The 24,151-nt window shown below is 72.6% G+C and carries 22 protein-coding genes; 8 read left to right on the top strand and 14 right to left on the bottom strand.

What is annotated here, in order from left to right:
• The first annotated feature begins 316 nt into the window (after positions 1–316).
• The 3 genes from NBW76_RS03150 (at position 317) to NBW76_RS03140 (ending at position 4,987) form a co-directional block, all read left to right on the top strand.
• The gene (locus tag NBW76_RS03150) at positions 317–1,108 is read left to right on the top strand and encodes an ABC transporter ATP-binding protein (protein WP_056556587.1); all 792 of its coding nucleotides are present in this window, start codon (positions 317–319) and stop codon (positions 1,106–1,108) included.
• Entirely contained in the window at positions 1,105–3,537 is a 2,433-nt protein-coding gene (locus tag NBW76_RS03145; RefSeq protein ID WP_156364887.1) for an ABC transporter permease, read from the top strand. Before NBW76_RS03150 ends, NBW76_RS03145 begins: the two co-directional genes overlap by 4 nt.
• Positions 3,538–3,652: 115 nt before the next feature.
• A complete protein-coding gene (locus NBW76_RS03140; RefSeq protein WP_250246814.1) occupies positions 3,653–4,987 on the top strand; it encodes an HNH endonuclease signature motif containing protein in 1,335 nt (444 codons plus the stop codon).
• Between the two features lie 154 nt (positions 4,988–5,141).
• Here NBW76_RS03140 and NBW76_RS03135 read toward each other — a convergent pair whose 3' ends face one another.
• A complete protein-coding gene (locus tag NBW76_RS03135) occupies positions 5,142–5,696 on the bottom strand; it encodes a TetR/AcrR family transcriptional regulator (protein ID WP_055962828.1) in 555 nt (184 codons plus the stop codon).
• A gap of 159 nt (positions 5,697–5,855) precedes the next feature.
• On the opposite strand from NBW76_RS03135, the gene NBW76_RS03130 reads away from it, so the two are divergent.
• Positions 5,856–6,611 (top strand): SDR family NAD(P)-dependent oxidoreductase, encoded by a 756-nt coding sequence (locus NBW76_RS03130; RefSeq protein WP_056556597.1) that lies wholly within the window; start codon positions 5,856–5,858, stop codon positions 6,609–6,611.
• A 99-nt stretch (positions 6,612–6,710) separates the two neighbouring features.
• Here NBW76_RS03130 and NBW76_RS03125 read toward each other — a convergent pair whose 3' ends face one another.
• The 8 genes from NBW76_RS03125 to NBW76_RS03090 form a co-directional block, all read right to left on the bottom strand.
• On the bottom strand, positions 6,711–7,241 hold the full coding sequence (locus NBW76_RS03125; protein WP_056556601.1) for a 2'-5' RNA ligase family protein: 531 nt from the start codon (positions 7,239–7,241) through the stop codon (positions 6,711–6,713).
• Positions 7,242–7,270: 29 nt separating this feature from the next.
• Complete coding sequence (locus NBW76_RS03120; RefSeq protein ID WP_082482053.1) at positions 7,271–9,337, bottom strand: VWA domain-containing protein; 2,067 nt, start codon at positions 9,335–9,337, stop codon at positions 7,271–7,273.
• A 4-nt stretch (positions 9,338–9,341) separates the two neighbouring features.
• The gene (locus tag NBW76_RS03115; protein WP_056556604.1) at positions 9,342–10,754 is read right to left on the bottom strand and encodes an AAA family ATPase; all 1,413 of its coding nucleotides are present in this window, start codon (positions 10,752–10,754) and stop codon (positions 9,342–9,344) included.
• Positions 10,755–10,761: 7 nt separating this feature from the next.
• Positions 10,762–11,778, bottom strand: a complete 1,017-nt coding sequence (locus tag NBW76_RS03110) for an aldo/keto reductase (protein WP_056556607.1) — start codon at positions 11,776–11,778, stop codon at positions 10,762–10,764.
• Positions 11,779–11,830: 52 nt separating this feature from the next.
• A complete protein-coding gene (locus NBW76_RS03105; RefSeq protein ID WP_055962811.1) occupies positions 11,831–12,223 on the bottom strand; it encodes a DUF6157 family protein in 393 nt (130 codons plus the stop codon).
• A 66-nt stretch (positions 12,224–12,289) separates the two neighbouring features.
• Positions 12,290–12,976 carry a maleylpyruvate isomerase N-terminal domain-containing protein gene (locus tag NBW76_RS03100; RefSeq protein WP_056556610.1) on the bottom strand — a complete coding sequence of 229 codons (687 nt, stop codon included), beginning with the start codon at positions 12,974–12,976 and terminating at the stop codon, positions 12,290–12,292.
• Positions 12,973–13,458, bottom strand: coding sequence for an SRPBCC family protein (locus NBW76_RS03095; RefSeq protein ID WP_056556613.1), 486 nt, complete (start codon positions 13,456–13,458; stop codon positions 12,973–12,975). The genes NBW76_RS03100 and NBW76_RS03095 overlap by 4 nt, the downstream gene beginning before the upstream one ends.
• A complete protein-coding gene (locus NBW76_RS03090) occupies positions 13,455–13,826 on the bottom strand; it encodes a helix-turn-helix transcriptional regulator (protein WP_055962800.1) in 372 nt (123 codons plus the stop codon). Before NBW76_RS03090 ends, NBW76_RS03095 begins: the two co-directional genes overlap by 4 nt.
• 99 nt (positions 13,827–13,925) lie before the next feature.
• Between NBW76_RS03090 and NBW76_RS03085 the strand changes: the two genes are divergently transcribed.
• Positions 13,926–14,468, top strand: coding sequence for a hypothetical protein (locus tag NBW76_RS03085; RefSeq protein WP_055962796.1), 543 nt, complete (start codon positions 13,926–13,928; stop codon positions 14,466–14,468).
• Between the two features lie 55 nt (positions 14,469–14,523).
• Positions 14,524–15,147, top strand: a complete 624-nt coding sequence (locus tag NBW76_RS03080; protein WP_055962793.1) for a hypothetical protein — start codon at positions 14,524–14,526, stop codon at positions 15,145–15,147.
• 3 nt (positions 15,148–15,150) lie between these two features.
• Here NBW76_RS03080 and NBW76_RS03075 read toward each other — a convergent pair whose 3' ends face one another.
• The gene (locus NBW76_RS03075) at positions 15,151–16,041 is read right to left on the bottom strand and encodes a rhodanese-related sulfurtransferase (protein ID WP_056556615.1); all 891 of its coding nucleotides are present in this window, start codon (positions 16,039–16,041) and stop codon (positions 15,151–15,153) included.
• A gap of 46 nt (positions 16,042–16,087) precedes the next feature.
• On the opposite strand from NBW76_RS03075, the gene NBW76_RS03070 reads away from it, so the two are divergent.
• The gene (locus NBW76_RS03070) at positions 16,088–17,515 is read left to right on the top strand and encodes an amidase (protein WP_235493066.1); all 1,428 of its coding nucleotides are present in this window, start codon (positions 16,088–16,090) and stop codon (positions 17,513–17,515) included.
• 58 nt (positions 17,516–17,573) lie between these two features.
• Here NBW76_RS03070 and NBW76_RS03065 read toward each other — a convergent pair whose 3' ends face one another.
• The gene (locus tag NBW76_RS03065; RefSeq protein WP_250246813.1) at positions 17,574–19,493 is read right to left on the bottom strand and encodes a zinc-dependent metalloprotease family protein; all 1,920 of its coding nucleotides are present in this window, start codon (positions 19,491–19,493) and stop codon (positions 17,574–17,576) included.
• Positions 19,494–19,640: 147 nt separating this feature from the next.
• Positions 19,641–20,411 (bottom strand): type I methionyl aminopeptidase, encoded by a 771-nt coding sequence (map, locus tag NBW76_RS03060; protein WP_056556620.1) that lies wholly within the window; start codon positions 20,409–20,411, stop codon positions 19,641–19,643.
• A gap of 188 nt (positions 20,412–20,599) precedes the next feature.
• Here map and NBW76_RS03055 point away from each other — a divergent pair, with 188 nt between their 5' ends.
• A complete protein-coding gene (locus NBW76_RS03055; RefSeq protein ID WP_056557223.1) occupies positions 20,600–22,693 on the top strand; it encodes a PhoX family phosphatase in 2,094 nt (697 codons plus the stop codon).
• A 73-nt stretch (positions 22,694–22,766) separates the two neighbouring features.
• On the opposite strand, the gene NBW76_RS03050 is transcribed toward NBW76_RS03055, so the two are convergent.
• Positions 22,767–23,150 carry a hypothetical protein gene (locus tag NBW76_RS03050; RefSeq protein WP_055962780.1) on the bottom strand — a complete coding sequence of 128 codons (384 nt, stop codon included), beginning with the start codon at positions 23,148–23,150 and terminating at the stop codon, positions 22,767–22,769.
• A gap of 166 nt (positions 23,151–23,316) precedes the next feature.
• The gene (locus NBW76_RS03045; protein ID WP_056556624.1) at positions 23,317–24,141 is read right to left on the bottom strand and encodes an SDR family oxidoreductase; all 825 of its coding nucleotides are present in this window, start codon (positions 24,139–24,141) and stop codon (positions 23,317–23,319) included.
• Positions 24,142–24,151: the final 10 nt, after the last annotated feature.

Below are 24,151 nucleotides of genomic sequence, written 5' to 3'. Positions count from 1 at the left end.
CGGGGGACGCAAGATTCTGCGTTCGAGTGCGGCGACCCGAACGATGCTGCGTTCGCGTCCGGATCCCGTCGTGAACGCAGCATCCTTCGCCTTCCCTCACGCGAAGGCAGAATCCTGCGTCCTCCTCGGGTAGGGAGGTAGGCCTCGCACCCCATACGGACCCGATGAGGTGCGAGACCTACCGCCGACCCCGCGATGCGGTGCGACACCTACCTCCGACGGCTCGGGCGCGGGCGGGAGTCCACCCTGGGGATGACGCCAGGACCATCCCTCGCTCCGACGACTCGGGGTGTGTCGGATCCATAGCGTCGTCGGCATGACGATCACAGCACAGGCAGCCGTCGCGACCGCCGCGTCGGCGCGCGACCTGACCAAGACCTACGGCACCGGCCCAGCGGCCGTGCACGCCCTCGACGGCGTCTCCCTCGACCTCGCCCCCGGACGCTTCACCGCGATCATGGGGCCCTCGGGCTCGGGCAAGTCGACGCTCATGCACTGCCTCGCCGGGCTCGACCGGCCGACGGACGGGACCGTCTCGGTCGACGGCGTCGAGCTGACCAGCCTCGACGACGACCGACTCACCCGGTTCCGGCGCGACCACCTCGGCTTCGTGTTCCAGGCGTTCAACCTGCTGCCGATGCTGACCGCCCGGCAGAACATCGTGCTGCCGTTCGAGCTGGCCGGCCGACGCATCGACGCGAACGTGCAGGACGACATCGACACCGTCGTCGCGGTCCTCGGGCTCGGCGACCGGCTCGACCACCGTCCGAGCGAGCTGTCCGGCGGACAGCAGCAGCGCGTCGCGATCGCCCGCGCGCTCGTGAGCCAGGCGTCGATCGTGTTCGCCGACGAGCCCACCGGCAACCTCGACAGCACCGCCTCGGCCGAGGTGCTCGCCTACCTGCGGCGTTCGGTGCGCGAGCTGGGCCGCACCGTCGTGATGGTCACCCACGAGCTCGACGCCGCCGCCTACGCCGACGACGTCGTGGTGCTGGCCGACGGTCGGATCCGCTCGCACCTCGTGGACCCGTCGCGGGCCGAGCTCGCCTCGGTGCTGGCCGCCCGCCCCGACGCCGACCTGACGCGGGCCGAGGGAGGCGCCCGATGAGGACCGTGATGCTCGCGTCGCTGCGCACCCACACGCGCCGCTACGTCGCCGCGCTGCTCGCCGTGACCATCGCCGTGGGGTTCGTGGTGGCCACCAACGCGATCGCCTCGGCGGCCAAGTCCGGCCTCTCCGCCGGGATCGACGAGGCCTACCGCGGCGCCGACCTGGTCGTCGGCGACGACTACGGGATCGGCACCGACGACGTCGCCCCCGTCCTGGAGACCGCGGCGCGCCAGGGGGACGCCGCGGCGGTCATCGGGTCGTCGTTCGAGCCCGTCACCCACGACGGCATCGGCCTCGGCTCGGACACGTCCATCGGCACGGTGAGCACCGACGAACGACTGCTGCGCCAGCGCATCGTCAGCGGTCGGGCCCCGACCAGCGACGACCAGGCGCTCGTGGACGAGCGCACCGCCACGGCGGCGCGACTCGGCGTGGGCGACGAGCTGGTCGTGGGCAAGGGTGAGGAGGCGAGCACCGTGACGGTCGTCGGCATCGCGAAGCCGTCGTCGTACCTCGCGGCCGACGTCTACGTCCCATGGGGCACCCTGTCGAAGCTCCCGTCGGCCTACCCCGACGCCGTCGTCTACGACGTGCGCGGCGGTGACACCGCAGCCGCCACGTCCGCGCTCTCCCGAGCGGTGGACGCGGAGGTGCGCGACCGCGCCGCGTACGTGGACGCGCGCGTGATCGCCGTCAACCAGGGAGTCGACGTCATCAGCTACGTGCTGCTGCTGTTCGCCGCCATCGCCGGCTTCGTGGCGGTCCTGGTCATCGCGAACACCTTCACCATCCTCTTCGCGCAGCGCACCCGCGACCTCGCCCTGCTGCGCTGCGTCGGCGCGACCCGGCGCCAGGTCGTCCGCTCGGTCCGCGTCGAGTCCCTCGCCGTGGCGCTGGTCGCGTCGACGGTCGGCGTGCTCGCCGGCGCCGGGGCGGGCTACGGCATCGTCGCCGCGGTGCGCGGGGTGACCGGAGGTCGTCTGCTGGGGACCGTGTCGTTGTCCCCCACCTGGATGGTCGCGGCCTTCGTCGGCGGCATCGTCGTGACGGTCACGGCGGCCTGGCTGCCGACCCGACGCGTGGTGCGGGTCAGCCCGCTCGCCGCGCTCCGGCCGATGGACGCGGACGTGCGCACCCGTGCGGGCAAGGGCCGCGTCGCCCTGGGTGTCGCGGCCGTGCTCGCCGGCTCGGCGGCTCTCGCCCTCGCCGTGCAGCAGACGTCCATGCCACCCCTCCTGGCCGGCGGCATGCTGTCGTTCGTCGGCGTGCTGCCGCTCGGACCCGTGCTCGTGCCGGCGATGCTGGGAGTGGCCGGACGTCTCCTGGGCCGCACCGGTCTCGCCGCCCGCCTCGCCACGGCCAACGCGGTGCGCAACCCGCGCCGCAGCGCCGCCACCACGGCGTCGTTGCTCGTCGGCGTCACCCTGACCACGGCGGTGCTCACCGGCATGGCCAGCGCCCGCGGAGCCATGGACGACGAGCTGAAGGTGCAGTACCCGGTCGACGTCGCGCTCACCGGTGACGGACCCGTCTCGGCCGGCACGCTCGAGTCGGTGCGAGCGACTCGCGGCGTCCAGGACGCCGAGGCCGTGCCCGGCGTCCGCGCGACGCTCGAGGGCGTTGGCGAGGTTCCCGTGCTCGCGCCCGACGCCGCCGCCTCGTCGGTGGCGCGAGGTCGTGGGTTGGTCGAACCCGGTCGCCTGGAGGTGTTCATCCCGCCGGACGTCTCGGCCGACACCGAGACCGGGTTCCCCGAGACGATGACGCTCGAGCGCGCCGGCCGCACCGTGGACGTCGAGCGGGTGCTCGTGGGCAGCGAGTGGGGGCGGTCCGTCGTGGCCGGGCCCGGCGTGCTGGAGGCCCTCGGCGGCAGCATCGAGCCGCAGGCCGTCTGGGTGCGAGCCGACGACGGCGTGGACGTCGACGAGCTGAGCGGCAGCCTGGGCGCCGTCGCCCGCGACGCCGACCTGGAGCTCACGTCCACCCTCGCCCAGCGGGGATGGGTCGAGAAGCAGCTCGACGTGCTGGTGTGGTCGGTCCTCGGTCTGCTGGCCGTCTCGGTCGGCATCGCCCTGGTGGGCATCGCCAACACCGTCGGCCTGTCGGTCCTGGAGCGCGGCCGTGAGCACGCGTTGCTGCGGGCCCTTGGCCTGACCCGGCGCCAGCTGCGCCGCATGCTCGCCGCCGAGGGCTTGTTGCTGGCGCTCGTCGCCGCGGTCCTGGGCACGGCGGTCGGCGTGACCTACGGCTGGCTCGGGACGCTCGCGGTCGTGCGGACGGCTGTCGCCGACGTCTCCCTCGTCACGCCGTGGGACCAGCTGCTGGCCGTGGTGGTCGTGGCCGCTCTGGCGGGTCTCGTGGCCTGCGTCCTGCCCGCCCGACGTGCGTCGCGGGTGGCTCCGGCCGAGGGCCTGACGCTCGACTGAGGCATCGGCGTGACGGAGGTCCCGGAGGTCCGGGACCTCCGCCACGTATTCGAACGTGTGCTTGTTTCCTGTCTGATCTACCCTCTAGAATGGGGGTAGACCAGCAGGAGGAAGCATGAGCGTCGCCGCACTCGACACCCACCCGGTGCCGTCGTGCGTGCGTTCCGCGCGTGAGTCGTTCTCCGCGGTCCCCACGAGTGCGTGGGACGGACTGGAGACCGGCGAGGTCCGACGGTTGATCGGTGAGCTGTCCCGGTTGGAGTCCCAGGTCGCCGCGCACAAGATGGCCGCCGCACGTGTGCTCGAGAAGGCCCGCAAGGCCGCAGCCAACGGTGACGGACCGCGACCGGGAACGGGCACCTCCACCGGAGCCACGATCTCGATCGACTTCGGTGGTGACCGCAGTGGCGCCGACGCGTTGGTGAACACCGCCGAACGGATCGAGGAGCAGACCACCCTCACCGAAGCCGCCCTCGCGGCAGGCGAGATCACGATGAAGCAGGCCGACATCCTCTCCCGCGCCCTCGCGAAGCTGCCCGAGGACGTCACCAGCGAGCAACGCCTGATGTGTGAGAAGACCCTGCTCAAGGACGCGCAGAAGCTCACCCTCAAGGACCTGCGCCGCAGGGCCGCCCGGATCACCGAGACCTACCGCAAGACCGTCGACGAGGTCGACGCCGACGAGGACGAGCTCCTCCGCAAGAAGGAAGAAGCCGCGCGAGCCAAGACCAGCTTCTCGATGTGGGACAACAACGACGGCACCGTCACCGGACGGTTCACCCTCCCCGAGGCCCAGGGCGCGATGCTCAAGACCGCGCTCGACGCGTTGGCCGCACCCCACCAGAAGGTCGGAACGGTCAACGCCGCCACCGGCGAGCACGACGAGGTGGGGTTCGGGCAGACCTACCCCCAGCGCCTCGGGCACGCCTTCGCCACCCTCGTCGAGCACCTTCCCGCCGACCAGCTCCCGTCCAACGGCGGCGTGTCCGCCGTGGTGACCGTGAATCTCGATCTCGACACTTTGATGGGCGGCGTCAAGGCCGCCGGGCTGTCGGACGGCACCCGCATCAGCGCCGGCGAAGCCCGCCGGCTCGCCTGCAGCGCCCAGATCGTCCCGATGGTCCTCAACGGCAAGCCGCTCCCCCTCGACCTTGGCTCCGCCAACCGGTACTTCAATCGGTCGTCCCGCCGGGCGATGGAGAAGAGAGACGGCGGATGCACCACACCCGGTTGCGACCGTGACGCCAGGTGGACCGAGGCTCATCACCTGAATCCGTACGCGATCTCCAAGACCACCGACATCCGCGACGGGGCACTGCTCTGTCCGTTCCACCACCACCGAGCACACGAACAAGGCTGGATCGGACGGATCAACCCCGACGACGGCCACGTCGAGTGGAAGACACCAGGATCCGAGACCTGGCAACGCAACACCCGCTGGCGACCCTGAACCCACACCCACCACCACACCCCGACCCATCGGTCGGGGCAGGCGTGCTGCCCAGCCACCACTGAACCGCCCGGAGTGGTCTCGACACCCCTCCCCTCGCCGGCGCTCGTGGAGGCACTCGGCCATCGACAGCCGGCAGGATCGGACGGCCCGGTCATCGGTCGAGCTGCGACCACCAGTCCGGCACGAGCCGATCGTAGATCGCCGTGAACGCCGCCGCGTCCGGGTCGGGCAGGTCGATCCACGACCGGATGACGCCGACCGTCCCGAGCGCGATGAGGCGCAGGGCCGCGTCGGCGACGACGTCCGGGTCGGCACCGGGGACGTCGGTGGGCAGCGAGAGGCGGCCCTCCTCGAGCAGCTGCCGCGAGGATCCGAGGAAGTGCTCGCCGAGCATGGCGTGCAGACCTCCGGCTCCCGCGTCGTCGGCCAGGCCACGTCGGTACACGGGCAGGTGCCTCAGGACGTGCTCCAGGACCCGTCGTGTCGTCTCCACCACGGCCGCGTCGGTGCCTCGGCCGGGGTCGTGGAGGAGATCGGCGCGCAGGCCGTCGAGCTCGGCCAGGAGCGCGGCACGCAGCAGTCCGTCCGGCGTGGACGCGTGCTCGTAGAACGTCGAGCGATGCACGTCGGCACGGCGGGCCACCTCGGTGACGCTCAGCTGCTCGACGGGCGTCTCGGCCGCGAGGGCAAGGACGGCAGCGAACAACCGGTCACGGCTACGTCGGGCTCTCGCGTCCATGGAACCCCTCCTCACCGACGTCGCCGGGACTGCCCCGGTCTCGTTCGTCACATCGCTGGGCAAGTCTATCCGACAGTTGTAGGATGAAATTTGTCCGACAGGTGTCGGACAGAAAGTGAGGACATCATGGCCACCTACGACGTCGCGGACCGTTCCGCGATCGTGACCGGCGCCGGCTCCGGCATCGGCCGGTCCGTGGCCCTGCTGCTCGCCGCGAACGGAGCCTCGGTGCTCGTCCACGACCTGCGACAGGACTCGGCCGACCAGGTCGTGAAGGAGATCGAGACCACCGGCGGCACCGCGCGCGCCTTCGTCGGCGACGCCGCCGACCCCGCGGTCGCCCAGGCCGCCGTCGCGGCAGCCCAGGAGATGGCACCGCTGCGGATCGCCGTCAACAACGCCGGCATCGGCGGTGCCGCCGAGCCCGTCGGCAGCTACCCCGTCGACAGCTGGGAGAAGGTCGTCGGCGTCAACCTCAACGGCGTCTTCTACGGCATGCGCGCACAGGTCCCCGCCATCACGGACGCCGGCGGCGGCGCGATCGTCAACATGGGATCGGTGCTCGGCTCAGTCGGCATCGCCGGCTCCTCGGCCTACGTCACCACGAAGCACGCACTCGTCGGCCTGACGAAGAACGCAGCACTCGAGCACAGCGCCGACGGGGTCCGCGTGACGGTCGTCGGCCCCGGCTTCATCAGCACCCCGCTGCTCGAGGCCAACCTCGACGACGATGCGCAGGCCGCCCTCGCCGCCAAGCACGCGACAGGCCGCCTCGGCACCCCCGAGGAGGTCGCGTCGCTCGTGGCGTTCCTCGCCTCGGACGCGGCCACGTTCGTGACGGGCAGCTACCACCTGGTCGACGGCGGGTACGCCGCCCAGTAGGCAGCGCGGCCCGGGCCGGCGTCGCACGGTCGACCGGGCCCACGATCGCCGGCGCGACGTGTCGTCATCCCCTGGAGAGGCGTCGTGCCGGCCCCGCCCTCACGCGTCGCCGCGTGCTCGTAGGACGTGGACCGCCTTCGCGTCGGAGTCCCAGTGGCGCAGGGCGGCAGGAGCGCCCGCGAGCTCGGACGGGATCCCGGCCAGGAGGTCGAGCGCGTGCGCGAGCTGCTCGTCGCCGAGACGACGGGCGAGCGTGACGTGCGGCGTCCAGCGCCCGGGCAGCGTGAGGTCGGGCCGATCGGGCGCGTCGACCATCGCCGCGTCGACGGCCGCGTGGGTGGCGAGCAGAGCCGCGCTCGGGATCACCGCACGCGAGACCACGGCGGACCGTCGTCCCCTGAACACCAGCAGCCCCCCGAGCCGGATCTCGTCGGGCAGCTCGACGTCGGCAAGGCGCTCGATCGTCGCCTGGCTCAGCGCCGACGCGACACCCAGCGTGACGTGCGGGGCGTTGGTGAGCCCCAGGTGCAGCGCCTGGCTCGGCAGCCCAGCCGCCGACAGCAGGTCCCACTCCCCGCGCACGGCGGCGTCGAGGTCCTCGTCGAGCGTCAGCTCGATGGTCTGTGGCACGGTCCCGTCCTCTCCGGGCCGACCGTAGTTCAGCCGGCCCAGAAGCCGCGGCCGGGCCAGCCGCCGAAGCCGCCGTCGAACCCAGCGCCACCGCCAGTGCCACCGCGGCGGGAGCCGAGGTAGGACTCGACGACCGCGACGCCGAGGTCGTCGAGCTCCGGGGCCACGACGGTGCCGTCGACCTTGCGCGCCATCTGGTCGATGAAGCGGGCCAGGCCCGGGTCCTCCCCCAGCCTGAAGAAGGTGGTCTTCGCGCCCAGGCGCATCGACGCCTCCAGCTCGCGGACGCTCAGGGCGATCGTGACCGGGTGGGGCGGGTAGCTGAAGAACACCTCGCCCGACGACTCCAGGTGCGACGTCGGCTCGCCGTCGGTGACGATCAGCAGCACCGGCTGGGCGTTCGGGTGCTTGCGGAAGTGCCGGTTGGCGAGCAGCAGGGCGTGGTGCAGGTTCGTGCCCTTGGCGTACTGCGCGTCGAGCGCGGTCAGCTCCTCGATCTGCATCGACTCGGCATGCCGGCCGAACGCGATCAGCTCGAGCGCGTCGCCGCGGAACCGGGTGCTGATGAGGGTGTGCAGCGCCAGCGCCGTGCGCTTCATGGGCACCCAGCGGCCGTCCATGGCCATCGAGAACGACGTGTCCACGAGCAGCGCCACGCAGGCCTGCGTGCGGTCCTCGGTCTCCTGCACCTCGACGTCGCCGATCTGCAGCCGCACACCGTCGCGGGCCATGGACGCCGCGGTCCCACCCTCGCCGACCGTGCGCACCACGGCGTTCGTGACCGTGCGGGTGACGTCCCACGGCTCCGTGTCGCCGAAGGCCCACTCGCGGGTGGCGCCCGACCGCTCGCCGGCCGCACCGGCATGGCGGGTGTCGCGCTGGCCCTGGCGACCCGACATCGACTCCGCGACGTCGCGCAGCAGCGCCTTGCCCAGCTGCCGCATGGCCTTGGGGGTCAGCCGCAGGGCACCGTCGGTGCCGCGCTGCACCACACCGGAGTCGCGCAGCGCCTTCTCCAGCTCCTTCAGCGTGCGCAGGTCGACCGACGCCTCGTCGCCGAGCTGGCGCGAGAGCGCGTCGAGGTCGACGTCGTCGAGGTTCGAGCCCCGGTAGGACTGGGCCAGCTGCTCGGCCAGGGCGTCGAGGTCGGCGAGGTCCTGGAAGACGCCCGTGCCGTCGCCGAGGCCCACCCCCTGCTCGCCGTCCATAGGGGTGGAGCCACCCCAGTCCTCACCCGGCCGCAGGGACTGGAGATTGCCGTCGAGCCGGTCGAGCGCCTCCATCAGCTGGGGCGAGCCGAACGCCTGCGCCGACATCTGCATGAGCTCCTGGCGCTGCTCGGGCGTCATGGAGTTGAGCATGCGCTGGGCCGCAGCGGACCGCTGGGCCATGGTGTCGAGCAGCTCGTCGAGGTTCGACGGGTTCTCCGGGAAGTGCTCGCCGTGGCGCGCCATGAAGTCGTCGAAGTCCTGCTGGGTGTCCACGCCCTGCTGACGCTTCTCGAGCAGCCCGTTGAGGTCGTCGAGCATCTCGTTGACGGCCTCGCGGTCGGCGTCGGTGGCGTTCTCGAGGGCGTTCTTCATGCCCGCGAAGCGCTGGTCAAGCAGCTCACGCCCGAGCAGGTCCTTGATGCGTTCGTAGTCCTCGCGGGCCTGCGAGGACTGCCAGTCGTAGCCGTTCAGCTCGCTGACCGCAGCCGCAGGTGAGGGCGGGAGGTTGTCGAGCGTCAGCTCGGCGAGCGCCCGGTCGCCGTCGTCGAGGTCGACGTCGCGGGCCAGCTGCTTGCGCTCCTCGAGGACCGCGCGGTCGAGGAGCTCCTTGACCTCGGCCAGGGTGCCGTCGAGGTTGTGCTTCTGCATGAGCTCGCGCCGCTTCTCGGCCACCCGGCGGGCCAGGTCGTCGAGGCCGCGCTGGTCGGCGCCTCCACGGCGCAGGAACTCCTGCAGGGCGTGGTCGGGCGAGTACCCGGCCATGACGTCCTCGCCGATGGCCTCGAGCGCCTCGCTGAGGTCGACCGGCGGGGCCAGCGGGTCGGGGCCGTCGACGTACGCCCCGTACCGGGAGGCACGGGACAGTCGACGGTTCTGGCGACTCACGCCGTCACCCGTAGACCGTCTCGCCGCCGGCGGTGTCCTTGCTGATGCGGCGGGCCAGGAAGAGTCCCTCGAGGGCCAGCTCGATCGCGCCGGCGCGCTCACCGTCGTTGCCCCCGCCCTCGAGCCCTGCGCCGACCCGCTCGCAGACCTGGTCGTAGAGGTCGGACTCGCCCAGTGCCGGCAACCCGGCGAGGAAGTCGCGGGCGCTCACCTGCTCGCCGGTGGCCACCAGGGAGCCGCCCTCGAGCGCCTCGACCAGCAGCCCGAAGTCGATGCCCGTGAACAACCCGCGGACGGTCTCCGCGGTGGCGGTGCGCAGGAGGTGGTCGAGGACGAGGTCCTCGCGACCCTCCTCGCCGGACTCGAACTCGATCTTGCCGCCGAGCACGTCGACGGCGGTCTCGAGGTCCACCGGACGGGCCACGGCGTCCGGCTCGCCCTGCCGGGTGGCGCGGTGCAGCGCCGCGGCCGCGATGGTCTCGGCCCCGGCGATGGCGAACCGGGCGCTCACGCCGCTGCGCTGGTCGACCGCCGACGACTCGCGCAGGGCCCTCGTGAAGCGGGCCAGCACCTCGACCAGCTGGTCGGGGACGGTGGCGACGAGGTCGGCCTCCTGCTTGATCACGGCGATCTCGTCGACCAGCTGCGTGGGGTAGTGGGTGCGGATCTCGGCGCCGAACCGGTCCTTCAGCGGCGTGATGATGCGGCCGCGGTTGGTGTAGTCCTCGGGGTTGGCGCTGGCCACCACCAGGACGTCGAGCGGGAGCCGCAGCACGTAGCCGCGGATCTGGATGTCCCGCTCCTCCATGACGTTGAGCATGGCCACCTGGATGCGCTCGGAGAGGTCGGGCAGCTCGTTGATGGCCACGATGCCGCCGTGGCTGCGCGGGATGAGCCCGAAGTGGATGGTCTCGGGGTCACCGAGGCTGCGACCCTCGGCCACCTTCATCGGGTCGACGTCGCCGATGAGGTCGGCCACGCTCGTGTCGGGCGTGGCCAGCTTCTCGGCGTAGCGGTCGTCGCGGTGGCGCCACCGGACGGGCAGGTCGTCGCCCAGCTCCTCGGCACGCCGGAGGCTGGCGACGGTGATCGGCTCGTAGGGGTGCTCGCCCAGCTCGGAGCCGTCGATGACCGGCGTCCACTCGTCGAGCAGACCGACGAGCGTGCGCAGGATGCGGGTCTTGCCCTGGCCGCGCTCGCCGAGGAGCACGACGTCGTGGCCGGCGATGAGGGCGCGCTCCAGCTGGGGGATGACGGTGTCCTCGAAGCCGTGCAGGCCCGGCCACGGGTCACGACCCTCGGCGAGGGCCGCGAGCAGGTTGTCGCGGATCTCCACGCGCAGCGGCCGGTGCACGTGGCCGGAGGCGCGAAGCGCCCCCACGGTGGTGATGTCGGGGGCGGGGGTGGTGGCAGTCATGGGGTCCTCACGCGTCGATGCTGGACAGGTCGCCGTAGCGGTCGCCCTGGACGGCGTCGCGCGGGACCGCGGACTCCAGGTCGGCCACGAGGTCGGGGGTGAGCTCGACCTCGAGCGCGCCGGCGTTCTCCTCGAGGTAGGCCACGCGCTTGGTGCCGGGGATGGGCGCCACGCCCACGCCGTCGCGGCCCGAGCGGCTCAGCACCCAGGCGAGCGCCAGCTGGCCCGGCGTGCAGCCCAGCCCCTCGGCGATCTCGCGGATCCTGGCGACGAGCCTCAGGTTGGCCTCGAGGGCCTCGCCCTGGAACCGCGGGAAGTACGACGTGGTGCGCGAGTCGGCCTCCTCGAGGTCGGACTCGGCGGTGATGGCGCCGGTGAGCAGGCCACGCCCGAGCGGCGAGTACGGCACCAGGCCGATGCCGAGCTCGCTGAGGACGCCCCAGATCTCGTCCTCGAGGTGACGCGTGAACAGGGAGTACTCGGTCTGCAGCGCGGTGATGGGGTGCACGGCGTGGGCCCGACGGATCGTCTCGGCCGACGCCTCGGAGAGGCCCAGGTGGCGCACCTTGCCGGCCTGCACGAGCTCGGCCATGGCACCGACGGTCTCCTCGATGGGCACGGTCTTGTCGACGCGGTGCTGGTAGTAGAGGTCGATCGTGTCGACGCCGAGGCGCTGGAGCGAGGCGTCGCAGGCGGAGCGCACGTAGTCGGGCTTGCCGTTGACGCCGAGCCGGGTGCCGTCGGGCAGCCGCTCGTTGCCGAACTTGGTGGCGAGCTGGACGGCGTCGCGTCCCTGGGCGCTGGAGGCGATGGCCGCTCCGACCAGCTCCTCGTTGACGAACGGGCCGTACATGTCGGCCGTGTCGAGGAAGGTGACGCCGAGGTCGAGCGCGCGGTGGATCGTGCGCGTGGCCTCGGCCTCGTCGCGCGTGCCGTAGAACTCGCTCATCCCCATGCAGCCGAGTCCGAGCGGGGAGACGTCCAGGGGCGAGGTGGTGCCGAGCGTGGTGTGCGTCGTGGTCATGACCCCAGTCAACTCCGCCCGCACAAGGTTGCACCTCGGGACGATCGCGCGCTCAGGCGCGGGACGACCTCATGCCGGAGGTCTGCGTCAGGTCGGGGTCGGCCGCGAAAGCGGCGTACTCCGCGGACTCCACGGGCACGAGCGCGACGCGACCCTCGGCGTCGTGGTGGACGCCCCAGCCGTACCGCTTGACCAACGGGGACGCGCGCAGGCACGGCTGGCCCTTGGAGAAGAACGTGTCGCGGTCGATGCCGCGCCGCTCGCCCTGCGAGCGGTGGACGACGTCGTCGGACGTGTAGCGGTAGGGCGCGTCGACCAGCATGTCGTACTGCAGACGCGCGACGCTCGGCTCCTTGCGCACCGGCGGGACCTCGGCGACGGATGCCGGGCAGTCGGGCGCGACGGCGGTGAAGGTGTCGGTGTTGTTGGTGGTGTGCTGGGCCATGGGGCGCTCCTGGATCGTCCTGCTGTCATCGTGCACCGGCGCGCCGACGGAAATCCAGCGTCGCGGTCAGGCTCGCGCCGGGGGCGCCCAGGCGGGGTCGCGTCCGATGAAGGCGACGAACCGGTCCTGCACCGACGCGTCGTCGGGCACCGGCACGGCCGGACCGTACTGACCGGACGCGCGCAGCATCTCCTCGATCGGCTGCATGCCGGCGAGCATGGCGGCGCAGCGGTCCGCGTCGAGGTCGACGTCCTGCCCGCTCGCCCGCGCGAGGTCCCAGGTGTGCATGAAGACGTCGGCGGTGTAGAACTGCGCGACCGCCTGGTCGAGCGGATGGGTGCCGGCGTGCGGGTGGGTGAACGGGCGGTCGGCGTCGGGACCGTCCAGCAGGTGCTGCACGGCGTCGGCGTGGGCGCGCCAGGCCCTGGCGGGGGTGCCGGGCCGTGGGCGGCGGACAGCACCGGCGGGGGTGCCGGGCCGTGGGCGGCGGACGGCTCCGGCGCGGGTGCCGGGCCGTGGGCGGCTGGAAGCATCACCGGGGTCGTCGCTCGGCAGGTCGACGTCGAGCGCGACGCCGCCGCCGGCGAGGAAGGCCGGGAACCAGGTGACGAGGTGGTCGACGACGTCGCGCGCCGCCCACCCCTCCACCGGTGCGGGTGCGTCCCAGTCGGTCACGCCCTCGACGACGGTCGTGAAGTCGGCTGCGACCCGGCGGTGGTCGTCGGCGGGTCCACCCACCCGGGAACCGCTCACCCCAGGGCCCTGTCGGCGAGCAGTGCGTCGAGCTTGGCGTAGCCGTCGTTCACGCCGACGTCCATGCCGCTGCTGAGCATGCCGTCGCGGGCCTCGAAGGAGCCGACGAGGCTGGTGGCGTGCATGCGCGTGCGGCCGTCGCCCAGGTCCTCGAACGTCATGGTGTCGAGGGAGACGCCCTCGGGCATGCCCTCCCAGGTGAACGTCTGGACGAGCCGGTCGTCGGACACGTGGTGGAAGCAGCCGTGAAAGCCCTGGCCGGCGTGCTCGTAGCGGTAGCTGCCGCCGGTGCGCCCGTCCCAGTGATCGATCGTGGTCACGTAGCCGTTCGGCCCGATCCACCGGACGAACAGCTCCGGGTCGGTGTGCGCCCTGACGAGCTGGGCCGCGGTCGCGGCGAAGTCGCGGGTGATGTGGATGGCCGGGACCGTGGGGTCGGCCTCGATGGCGGCCTCGGCCTGCTGCTGGTGCGTGCTGGTCATGATGCTGCTCCTTCGGTGGTGGTGGCGTCGGTGGCCCCGTCCTCGGTGGTCCCGTTCAGGTCGGCGAGCACGGCGTCGAGCCGCTGGTAGCGCTGCTCGGCCTGGCGCCGGTAGCGCTCGATCCACTTCTCCATGAGGTCGAACACCCCCGCCTCCAGTCGGACCGGTCGGGTCTGGGCCGCGCGGCCCTTGGTGACGAGCCCGGCGCCCTCGAGCACCTTGAGGTGCTTGGAGACCGCCTGGAGGCTGACGTCGTAGGGCTCGGCGAGCTCACCCACGGTGGCGTCGGCGACGGCGAGCCGGGCGACGATGTCGCGTCGGGTCGGGTCGGCGAGCGCCGCGAACACCTGCGAGAGCTGGTCGGCCATCGGAGATCCTTTCTCAACCATGTGGTTGATCACAACCTAGGCAAGCTTCCCTCGCCTTGTCAACCATCCGGTTGATCTCGGGTGCGCGATACTGCCTGCATGAGCCCCGACGACGTCGATCCCCTCCTCGCCGGTCGCGGTGGTCTCTCCTACGCAGAGCTCGACGACTGCGCCCGCCGCCTCCGCGGCCTGCTGGTCGCCACTGCCGAGCGCCAGATCGGTCGCCCGCTCCTGCACGAGTTCGAGATCGGCGTCGACACCGACGGCGCGCTGCAGCTGAGCCCGCCCGACGGCTACCGCCGACCGGCAGCGGGCGCGGTCACCGTGCGCGTGGTCGTGCAGTCACGCACCTCCACGGCTGCGCGCCTCGGCCTGCGGGTGACCGTGTGGCCCGCGCTCGGCGGTGCCGACGTCGTGGACCTCCTCGTCGTCCGCGAGGGCGTCGAGTCCATGGAGGGCCCGGCCGAGGGGCACCGGCTCGAGGTACGCATCGACGAGATCCACCCCGAGCCCACCGAGGCGCTGCAGCGCCGGGTGAACGACTTCGTCGCCCGCCAGGTGGCGCTCGTGGTGAGCGACCTCAACATCGCGATGCAGCGACGCCTGGCCAACCCCGACTGGGACGGTGGCGAGCTCGGCTGAGGCCCGCCCGGGGCTGGACGTGCGACGCCCTGCGGGCGCGGCTAGGTTTCCGGGCATGCGCCGCCTCCAGCCCCACCTCGTCCGACACCGTCCCGTCCGGTCCGCCCTCGTCGCCTCGGTGGCCGCTCTGGTGCTCGCCGCCTGCGGCGGTGGTGACGGCGGCTCCGACGACCCCGACGCCTCGAGCTCGGCGTCGAGCAGCTCCTCGGCCGCCGCGTCCGACGTCGAGCCCGCCTCGGGCGACACGATCGAGGCCGACGGCTTCAGCTACACGGTGCCGGAGGGCTGGGAGAAGAACACCGACCTGCAGGGCACGGCGATCACCCTCGCGCTCGACTCCACCGACAAGGACGGCTTCGCCGACAACGTCAACGTGGTCACCGACCCCACCATCACGAGCCTCGAGGGCGACGACCTGGCGGACGCCATCACGAACGCGCTGGAGCAGGCCGACGTCACGGAGATCTCCGTGCGCGAACCGTTCGTCGTCGACGGCCAGGAGGCCGTGCACACGACGGGCCTGTTCAACCTCAACGGCAACGAGTACCGGGTCGACCAGTACACGCTCACCGTCGACGGGACGGGCTACGTGATCACGTTCTCGCACAACGCGGACCAGTCCGAGTCCGAGCGCGACGACGTCGACCACTCCATCCTGGCGTCCTGGTCCTGGGCCTGACCCTCAGGCGTGCGCGGCGCACCGTGACGAGGCCGCCGCGCACGACGGGCAACGCACCATCTGCCGCACGCAGGCCAGGTCCGAGCAGTCGACGACGTCGCGGCTGGCGGTGCCGCACGTGTCGCAGCGTCCGACCACGGTCGCGTCGGGGCTGAACTCGACCGTGGTGCGCGCGTCGAACACGTACATCGACCCCTCCCACAGACCCCCGTCCCCGAAGGTCTCGCCGTAGCGGTGGATGCCGCCGTCGAGCTGGTACACCTCGCCGAACCCGCGGCTGCGCATGAGCGGGGTGAGGACCTCGCACCGGATGCCGCCCGTGCAGTACGTGACGACCGGGCGGTCCTTCAGGTCGTCGTAGGCGCCGGAGTCGAGCAGCTCCACGAACTCGCGGGTGGTCTCGACGTCGGGCCGGACGGCACCGGCGAACCGGCCCACCTCCGACTCGATCCTGTTGCGTCCGTCGAACAGCACGACGTCGTCGCGCTCGGCCACGAGGTCGTGCAGCTGGGCGGGGGTCAGGTGCGTGCCGCCGCCGACCACGCCCTGCACGTCGACCTGGACCTCGTCGGGGGTTCCGAAGGTGACGACCTCGTCGCGCACCTTGACCGACAGCCGCGGGAAGAGCGCCGTGGTCACGCCGTCGTCGAGCGCGCGTCCGGCCGACCACTTGACGTCGGCTCCACGGAACGGCGCGTAGTCGCGCAGGCCCCGCACGTACCTCTTGAGCACGTCGAGGTCGCCACCGAGCGTCGCGTTGATGCCGTGCGGCGACACGATCACCCGGCCGCGCAGACCGAGCGAGCCCGCGAGCTGGCGCTGCCACACCTGGATCGCCTCGGGGTCGGGCAGCGGCGTGAAGACGTAGAACAGGATCACCTTCGGCACGGCCACGCCGTCGATTGTCCCCGAGCCGATCGACGCGTGGCACGCTGGACGGGTGACCGCGCTGCACGAGCTCGACGCCCACGCCATGGCCGACGCCCTCGCACGCGGCGAGACCACGTCGCTCGAGCTGGTGGAGCACCACCTGCGCCGCATCGACGACCGCGGGCCCGCGCTCGGTGCCTTCGTGACCGTGACCCACGAGCGCTCCCTCCAGGCGGCACGCGACGCCGACGCCACCCGACGTGCGGCGTCGCCCGAGGCCCTGCCGCCGTTCCTCGGCGTGCCGACGGCGTTCAAGGACCTGACGTCGACGGCCGGCGTGCGCACCACGCTCGGCTCGCGGCTCATGGCCGACCACGTCCCCGACGTCGACGCCCACGTGGTCACGCTCGTGGAGCGGGCCGGGTTCGTCAGCCTGGGCAAGACGAACACCCCCGAGCTGGGGCTCTCCTCCTACACCGACAACGACGTGGTCGGGCCGGCGCGCACGCCGTGGGACCTCGACCGGACGGCCGGCGGATCCTCCGGTGGGGCGGCAGCGGCGGTCGCCGCCGGGCTCGTCCCGCTGGCCCAGGGCAGCGACGGCGGTGGATCCATCCGCATCCCGTCGAGCTGCTGCGGGGTGTTCGGGTTCAAGCCGAGCCGCGGACGCGTGAGCGCCGGACCCGTCGGCTCGGACTGGAGCGGACTCGCCGGCGACGGCCCGATCGCCCGCACGGTGCGCGACGCGGCGGCCCTGCTCGACGCCATGGCCCACCCGATGCCCGGCGACCTGAGACCGCTCCCCGACCCCGTCGAGCCGTTCGCCGCCTGGGCCGGTCGACGGCCGGGTCGGCTGCGCATCGCTCGCTGGGTCGACCCCTACCTGCCCGAGCTCGAGGCCTCGGCGGGGTCGGTGGCGGCCTGGGAGCACGCCACCGAGGTGCTGCGCGGGCTTGGCCACGAGGTGGTCGACGTCGAGAACCCGTTCCCGCCCGAGCTGGAGCCGCAGTTCAACGTGGTGTGGTCGAGCGGCATGGCGGCGGCCCCGATCCCGGAGGAGGGCCTCGACCTGCTGCGCGGCACCACCCGCTACTGGCTGGAGCGCGGTCGCACGCACAGCGCCGCCGACCTGGCTCGCGCGATGCAGTTCCTGGAGGCCACCACGCGCGACGTCGTCACGTCGATGTCCGGGTTCGACGCCTGGCTCACGCCCACCCTGGCCCTGCCGCCCCAGCCGGTCGCGTGGTTCACCGAGTCCGGCGACCCCGCGGAGGACCACCGCCGCGAGCTGGCCTTCACGCCCTACACCGCGGTCTACAACATGGCCGGGGTCCCCGCGGCGAGCCTGCCGCTCGTCGAGGTCGACGGTCTGCCCGTCGGCGTCATGCTCGCGGGACGCCCCGGCGGGGACGGACCGCTCTTCTCCCTGTGTGCACAGGTCGAGGAGGCCGACCCGTGGAACCGGCGTCGTCCGCCACGTCCTCCCGTCCACGACTGAGCGAGAGACCGGACGACGACGTCCTCGCCTGCCTGCCCACCGGGGTGCGCCGGCCCCGTCACTTCACGGTGGTCGTCCGCGCCGACGTCCTCGTGACCGTCGTGTAGCCGGACTTCCGTCCGGTCACCTTGACGGTGAGCCGCTTGCCCTTCACGCCCCTCGTCGGGACGTAGGTCGACCTCGTCGCCCGGTAGATCGCCTTGCCGTTGGCGTACCAGCGGTAGGAGAACGTGGTTCCGCTCGTCCAGGTCCCGCGGAGGGCGGACAGTCGGCGGCCCACCTTCACGGTGCCGGAGATCCTCGGCGTCGAGTGGGTGAGCGTCCCCGGGACCACCGCAGCCGTCGAGGCCGACGTCCGCGAGATCGGGAGCAGCCCGAGGAGCGACCCGGTCACCCGGACCGACACGCGCTTGCCGCGGTGCGACGCGGCCGGGACAAACGTCGACGCCGTCGCTCCGGTCACCGTCGCACCGTCGAGCCGCCACTGGTAGGCGAAGGTGACGCCCGGCGTCCAGGTCCCCGTCCGTCCCGTGAGCCGGGACCCGACCTTGGCAACACCCGAGACGAGCGGCGTCGCGGCCACGACGGTCGCAGGAGGAGCCGCGACGCCGTTCGCCACCGTGACGGTGGCGGCGCTCGAGGAGATCGCGTCGACGCGGACCGTCACCGAGCCCGACACGTACGACTGTCCGGCCTTCCACGCGCCCTGGCGCACCGACCCGTCCAGACGCGGTCGCAAGGACGTCACGCCGGTCCCGTCGGTGGCCCGGATGCTCACCGTGACCCCGGTGGGGTACTTCCTCGTGCCGCTGACCCACACCGAGCCGGTCGCCTCGCGGGCGTAGTAGCTCGACGCGTCGCGGCCCGTCGCCGGCCGCCACTCCACCCAGTGGCTCGTGCCGCCGGAGCGGACCTCCAGACCTCGCAGGCCGGAGGTCGACCCGCGCGCAGCGAGGGTGCGGGTGACCGCCGTGCCGGACGGAACGACCTCGACCTCGCCGGAGCGCGCCAGTCCGAGCTGGGCGCGGTACTCGGTGTCGAGCGCGGTCGTGCCCGAGCCGGACACGGCGAGCCCCATGGGGCTGTAGAGGTCCCAGTACTCCACGGACTCGAGGTTGGCGTGGCGCAGGCCCAGGTTGTGACCGACCTCGTGCACGAGGGTCGGCGTGAAGACGCGCGAGGACTCCGTGAGGGTCACCAGTCCGCCGTCGGCCACCGATCCGCCGATCGTGCCCACACCGGTGCCGTCGCACTGGTCGTCGACGACCACCACCAGGTGGTTGCCCGCCGCGGAGAAGTCGACCGTCGGGAACCGCTGCATGGCCTCGCTCCACAGGCCGCTGACGTCGCCGAACCCGCACCGGTCGGCGCGGCCGGAGGAGTACCGCACCGTGCCCGCCCGGGAGAAGGTCGCCCCGGTCTCCTGCGACCACCAGGTGAGTCCCGCGGCGATCCTCGACTCGATCGTGCTCGTGGCGTCGACGCTGCCGCTGTTGGCCACGATCGCGACGTAGGCGCGGTGGGCGCCGGTCGTCGCGGTGGTCTCGCTCCGGTCGAACACCGCGGTGGCCACGTCGACCGCCTGCGTGACGGTGCCGTCGAGCGCGGACTCCAGCGAGGCGCTCTCGACCAGCTCGGCGACGACCGGGGCGCCGGCGAGGTCCAGCTCCTCCAGCGCCTCCTCACCGCCCGCGAGGGCCGCGAGGTCGACCGGGACGACCGACCCGTCGTCGGTCACCAGCACCGGCTCGCCGACCTCGGCGCCCACGTGGCCACCCTCCCCGTGGCCGTCGGACTCCGCCCGCTCGACCACGACCTCGCGCAGCACACCCTCGACCGTCGCGGTGGGCTCCCCCTCCAGCGCGGGGTCGGTGTACTTGACCTCGTCACCGCTCGAGCTGATCGTCGGCTCCTGCGCCGACACGCTCCTCGGTACGGCCACCAGCACGGCGGCGACCAACAGCGCTCCCACAGACATGGCGACACGACGCATCGCGGGGCCCTCCCAAGCTCCCTCGACCTACACTCCCGCCGTTAGCGTAGGACCAAAGTCACATGCTCGGAGGGCCTTGTGGCGCACTGGGGCGAACGCACCAGTCCCCGGTGCGAGCCCGGACGCGCCTCGTCAGTCGCGTGCGGTGAGGATGATCGGGTCGCCCTCGGTGACCGCGATGGTGTGCTCGCTGTGGGCTCCGCGGGAGCCGTCGGCGCTGCGGATGGTCCAGCCGTCGGGGTCCATGACGATCTCGTCGGTGGTCTGCAGGAACCACGGCTCGATCGCGATGACCAGCCCCGGGTCGAGCCTCACGCCGCGCCCCGCCCGGCCGTCGTTGGGCAGGTGGAGGTCGCCGTGCATGGTGCGGCCGACGCTGTGGCCGCCGAACTGGGTGTTGACCTTGAGTCCGTGGGAACGCGCGACGTCGCCGATGGCGGCGCTGATGTCACCCAGCCGGTTGCCGGCGCGCGCGGCCCCGATGCCCGCCTCGAGGGCCTCCTCGGTGGCGGCGATGAGCGCCAGGTCCTCCTCGCGCGGGGTGCCGACCACGACGCTCACGGCGGAGTCACCGACCCAGCCGTCGACCGAGACCGCGAAGTCGAACGTGACCAGGTCGCCGTCGCGCAGCCGGTAGCGGTGCGGCAGCCCGTGCAGGACCGCGTCGTTGACCGACGTGCACACGACCTTGCCGAAGGGCCCGCGACCGAACGAGGGCGCGTAGTCGATGTAGCAGGACTCGGCTCCACGCTCGCGGATCATGCGGTGCGCGAGCGCGTCGAGGTCGAGCAGGTCGACCCCCACGTCGGCGGCGTCCACGAGGGCCGTGAGGACCTCGCCGACGAAGCGCCCGGCCGCACGCATCTCGTCGACCTGGTCGGGGGTGCGGAGCTCGATCGCCATGGGATCGAGCGTAGTCCGCCCGGCCACGGGCCCGGGCCCTGAGTACCGTCACCTCCTGTTCACCCAGGGTCCACGTCGACGTCCGGCGGCGCTCCTACCGTCATGGCGTCGAAGGGGGGCGGCCCGACGCTCCCCCGCTCTGGAGGACTTCCGTGACGATCACGCCCGAACGCCCCTTGCTCCCCGTCGTGACCCTCCCCACCGAGGGTGCCGCCGGAACCTGCCCGCCCGAGGCGCCCTGCGCGTCCGGACGCGCCGCCCTCACCTGCCGCTACCGCTGCGGCGACGCCTGCGCCCACGACGCGCCCAACACGTCGGACAACGAGACGTTCGCCGACGTGATGGCTCGTGCGGCCAGCCGCCGCGGCGTGCTGCGCGCCGGTGCCGTGATCGGCGCCGCCACGGCCGCCACGGCGGCGTTCGCAGGGCCGGCCGCCGCCGTGCCCACGGCCCCCGCCACCAAGGGCCCCAAGGGCAAGCCCGGCCCCGCCCCCAAGGGCAAGGGTCCGTACGGCCTGCGCTTCGACCCCGTCGCCCCCAACACCGCCGACGCGATCACCATCCCCTCCGGCTACCGCCAGGACGTCGTGATCCGCTGGGGCGACCCGCTGTTCAAGGACTCCCCGCGCTGGTCGGTCGACCGGCAGAGCGCCGCCGCTCAGCGTCGCCAGTTCGGCTTCAACAACGACTTCCTCGCGCTCCTGCCGCTGTCGCGCGGCACGCAGCTGCTGGTCGCCAACCACGAGTACACGAGCGAGGAGCTCATGTACCCCGGCTACGACCCGGCCAACCCGACGCGCGAGCAGGTCGAGACGTCGTGGGCCGCCCACGGGCTGTCCGTGGTGGCGGTCCGGGAGACCCGCAACGGGTCGCTGGAGCCGGTCGTCGGGCACCAGCTCAACCGCCGCTTCCACACCCAGACCGAGTTCCGGCTCACCGGTCCCGTGGCCGGCCACCCGCTCGTCCGCACGAAGGCCGACCCGCGTGGTCGCACCGTGCTCGGCACCCTCAACAACTGCGCCGGCGGCACCACGCCTTGGGGCACGTGGCTGACGGCCGAGGAGAACTTCAACCAGTACTTCGCCAACGCCGCCACGGTGACCGACCCGACGACCGCGGCGCGGCTCGCCCGCTACGGCGTCGCCGGCACCGCGAGCGAGCGCCAGTGGGAGAAGTTCGACGACCGCTTCGACCTCGCGAAGGAGCCCAACGAGGTCAACCGCTTCGGCTGGATCGTCGAGGTCGACCCGTACGACCCCCGCGCCGTCCCGCGCAAGCGCACCGCCCTGGGCCGGTTCAAGCACGAGGCCGCCCAGCCCCGCATCACGAAGGACGGACGGGTCGCCGTCTACATGGGCGACGACGAGCGCTTCGACTACCTGTACAAGTTCGTCTCGCGCGACCGCATGAAGAAGGGGCGGTCCGCGTCGGCCAAGCGACACAACGACACGCTGCTCGACCACGGCACCCTCTACGTCGCGAAGCTGACCGGCGACTCCCCCACGTCGCAGATCGACGGCACGGGCACGCTCCCGAAGGACGGCGAGTTCGACGGCTCCGGCACCTGGATCCCGCTCGTGAGCGGCACGAAGTCGTTCGTGAAGGGCTTCACGGCCGAGGAGGTGCTGCTGTTCACCCGGCAGGCCGCCGACGTCGCGGGCGCCACCAAGATGGATCGCCCCGAGGACGTGGAGCCGAGCCCCGTGAGCGGCAAGGTCTACGTGGCCCTGACCAACAACTCGAACCGGGGTGCCGCGGGCAAGGCCGGTGCCGACGAGGCAAACCCGCGCAACGCCAACAAGAACGGCCACGTGCTCGAGCTGACGGAGCACCGCAACGACAGCGGTGCCACCCGGTTCGCGTGGAGCCTGCTGCTGGTCTGCGGCGACCCGAACGACCCGGCCACGTACTTCGGCGGCTACGACAAGAGCCAGGTCTCGCCGATCTCCTGCCCGGACAACGTGACGTTCGACCGGCACGGCAACCTCTGGGTCTCCACGGACGGCAACGCGCTCGGCTCGAACGACGGGCTGTTCGGCGTGGCGGTGGAGGGTCGCGACCGTGGCCTGACCCGCCAGTTCCTCACCGTCCCGCTCGGCGCCGAGACCTGCGGGCCGGTGGTGCAGAGGCACCGCGTGCTCGTCTGCGTCCAGCACCCGGGCGAGAAGGACGGCGCGTCGGCGGACGCCCCGGCGTCGCACTGGCCCGACGGCGGCTCGTCGGTCCCGCGTCCCTCGGTGGCCGTGGTGTGGCGCAAGGACGGCCGCGAGATCGGCGTCTGACGCACGGCACGACACACGCACCACGACGGGCCCCGACCATGGCGGTCGGGGCCCGTCGTCGTGCGTGCGTGGCTCAGGACAGGGAGCGGCGTGCCGACGACAGCTGGTGGCACACCACGGCGGCCACGAGCGCGGCCGTCCCGAGCGTGGCCAGGGCGGGGGCGCCGAAGATCCGACCGGCCTCGGCAGCGGTGACCGCGGAGGCGAGGGCCGCGCCGCCGATCAGCGACGCGCCGGCCGAGGCGTGCACGAGGGGGGTCCGCTGTTGCGAGGTCACGCTCGCCCACGCCTGGTAGCAGATCCCGGCGATGACGACGGCGGCGACGACCACGACCACGCGACCGGGCACGACGAAGCCGTCGGGCCATGCGGCGTCGCCCAGCACGTCGGTCACGTAGAGGGCGAGCAGCACGAGCTCGGCGAGGGCGGGCACCACGAGGCCGGGTCCGATCTTCATGGCCGCGACCCTACCGAGCGACTCTCCGGCTCGACCTGTGGCGGGTACTGGCCACGCACCCACCATGGTTCTCACCCACTCACCCCGGCGGGCACGCCGAGGTGAGTGGCAGAGAACCATGGTGTGCTCGCGATTCCCATCACCTGATGGGAATCGCTGGGACGGGTCAGGCCTCGAGGTGGCGGCGGTAGCGCTGCATGCCGGAGATCCAGCGGTCGGGGTCGGCGGCCTTCTGCGCCCACATGGTGGCGACGTCGGGGTGGGGCAGGGCCTGGAAGCGACCTGCCTCGACGGCGTCGAGGATCGTCGCCGCGACCTCGGCCGGCTCGAGCGCGTTGCCGGCCGACGTGACCGCGCGCATCCCGAGGGTTGCGTCGGGGTCGTCGCTCGTCTCGCCCGACTCGAGCATGGCCGTGCGGACTCCCATGGGGCACGCGCAGGTGACCTGCACGCCGCGGTCGCCGTAGGTGGCGGCGAGCCACTCGGCGAAGCCGACGGCCGCGTGCTTGGTCACCGAGTAGGTCGGCGAGCCCAGCTGGGTGAGCAGGCCCGCGGCCGACGCGACGCTCACGAAGCACCCCGCCGGTCCGCTCTCGGCGGTCGCGCCCTCGACCCACCCGGGCACCAGTGCCCGGGCGGCGGCGACGTGGCCCATGACGTTGACGTCCCACGACGCGGCCCAGTCCTCCGGGGAGGCCTCGAGGCCGAAGCCGCGGAACACGCCCGCGTTGGCGACGTAGAGGTCGACCGGCGTCGGGGCGCTCTGCAGCACCGCGTCGACACCGATCTCGCTCGTCACATCGGCAGCGCGGCGGTGGACCCGGTCACCGAGCTCGTCGGCCAGGGCGTCGGCGGCGGCGTCGAGCCGGTCGCCGTCGAGGTCGGCCAGCACGACCGAACCCGCACCACGCTCGAGCAGGGCCCGCGCGACGGCCAGGCCGATGCCGCCGGCCGCGCCCGTGACGACCGCCGACGCTCCCTCGATCCTCATCGAGCAGTCC

Origin of the sequence: Aeromicrobium sp. Leaf245 (genome assembly GCF_942548115.1) — a bacterium.
Classification (GTDB): domain Bacteria; phylum Actinomycetota; class Actinomycetes; order Propionibacteriales; family Nocardioidaceae; genus Aeromicrobium.
The sequence above is the reverse complement of the archived record's forward strand: the minus strand, read 5'-3'. Positions and strand labels throughout refer to the sequence as shown.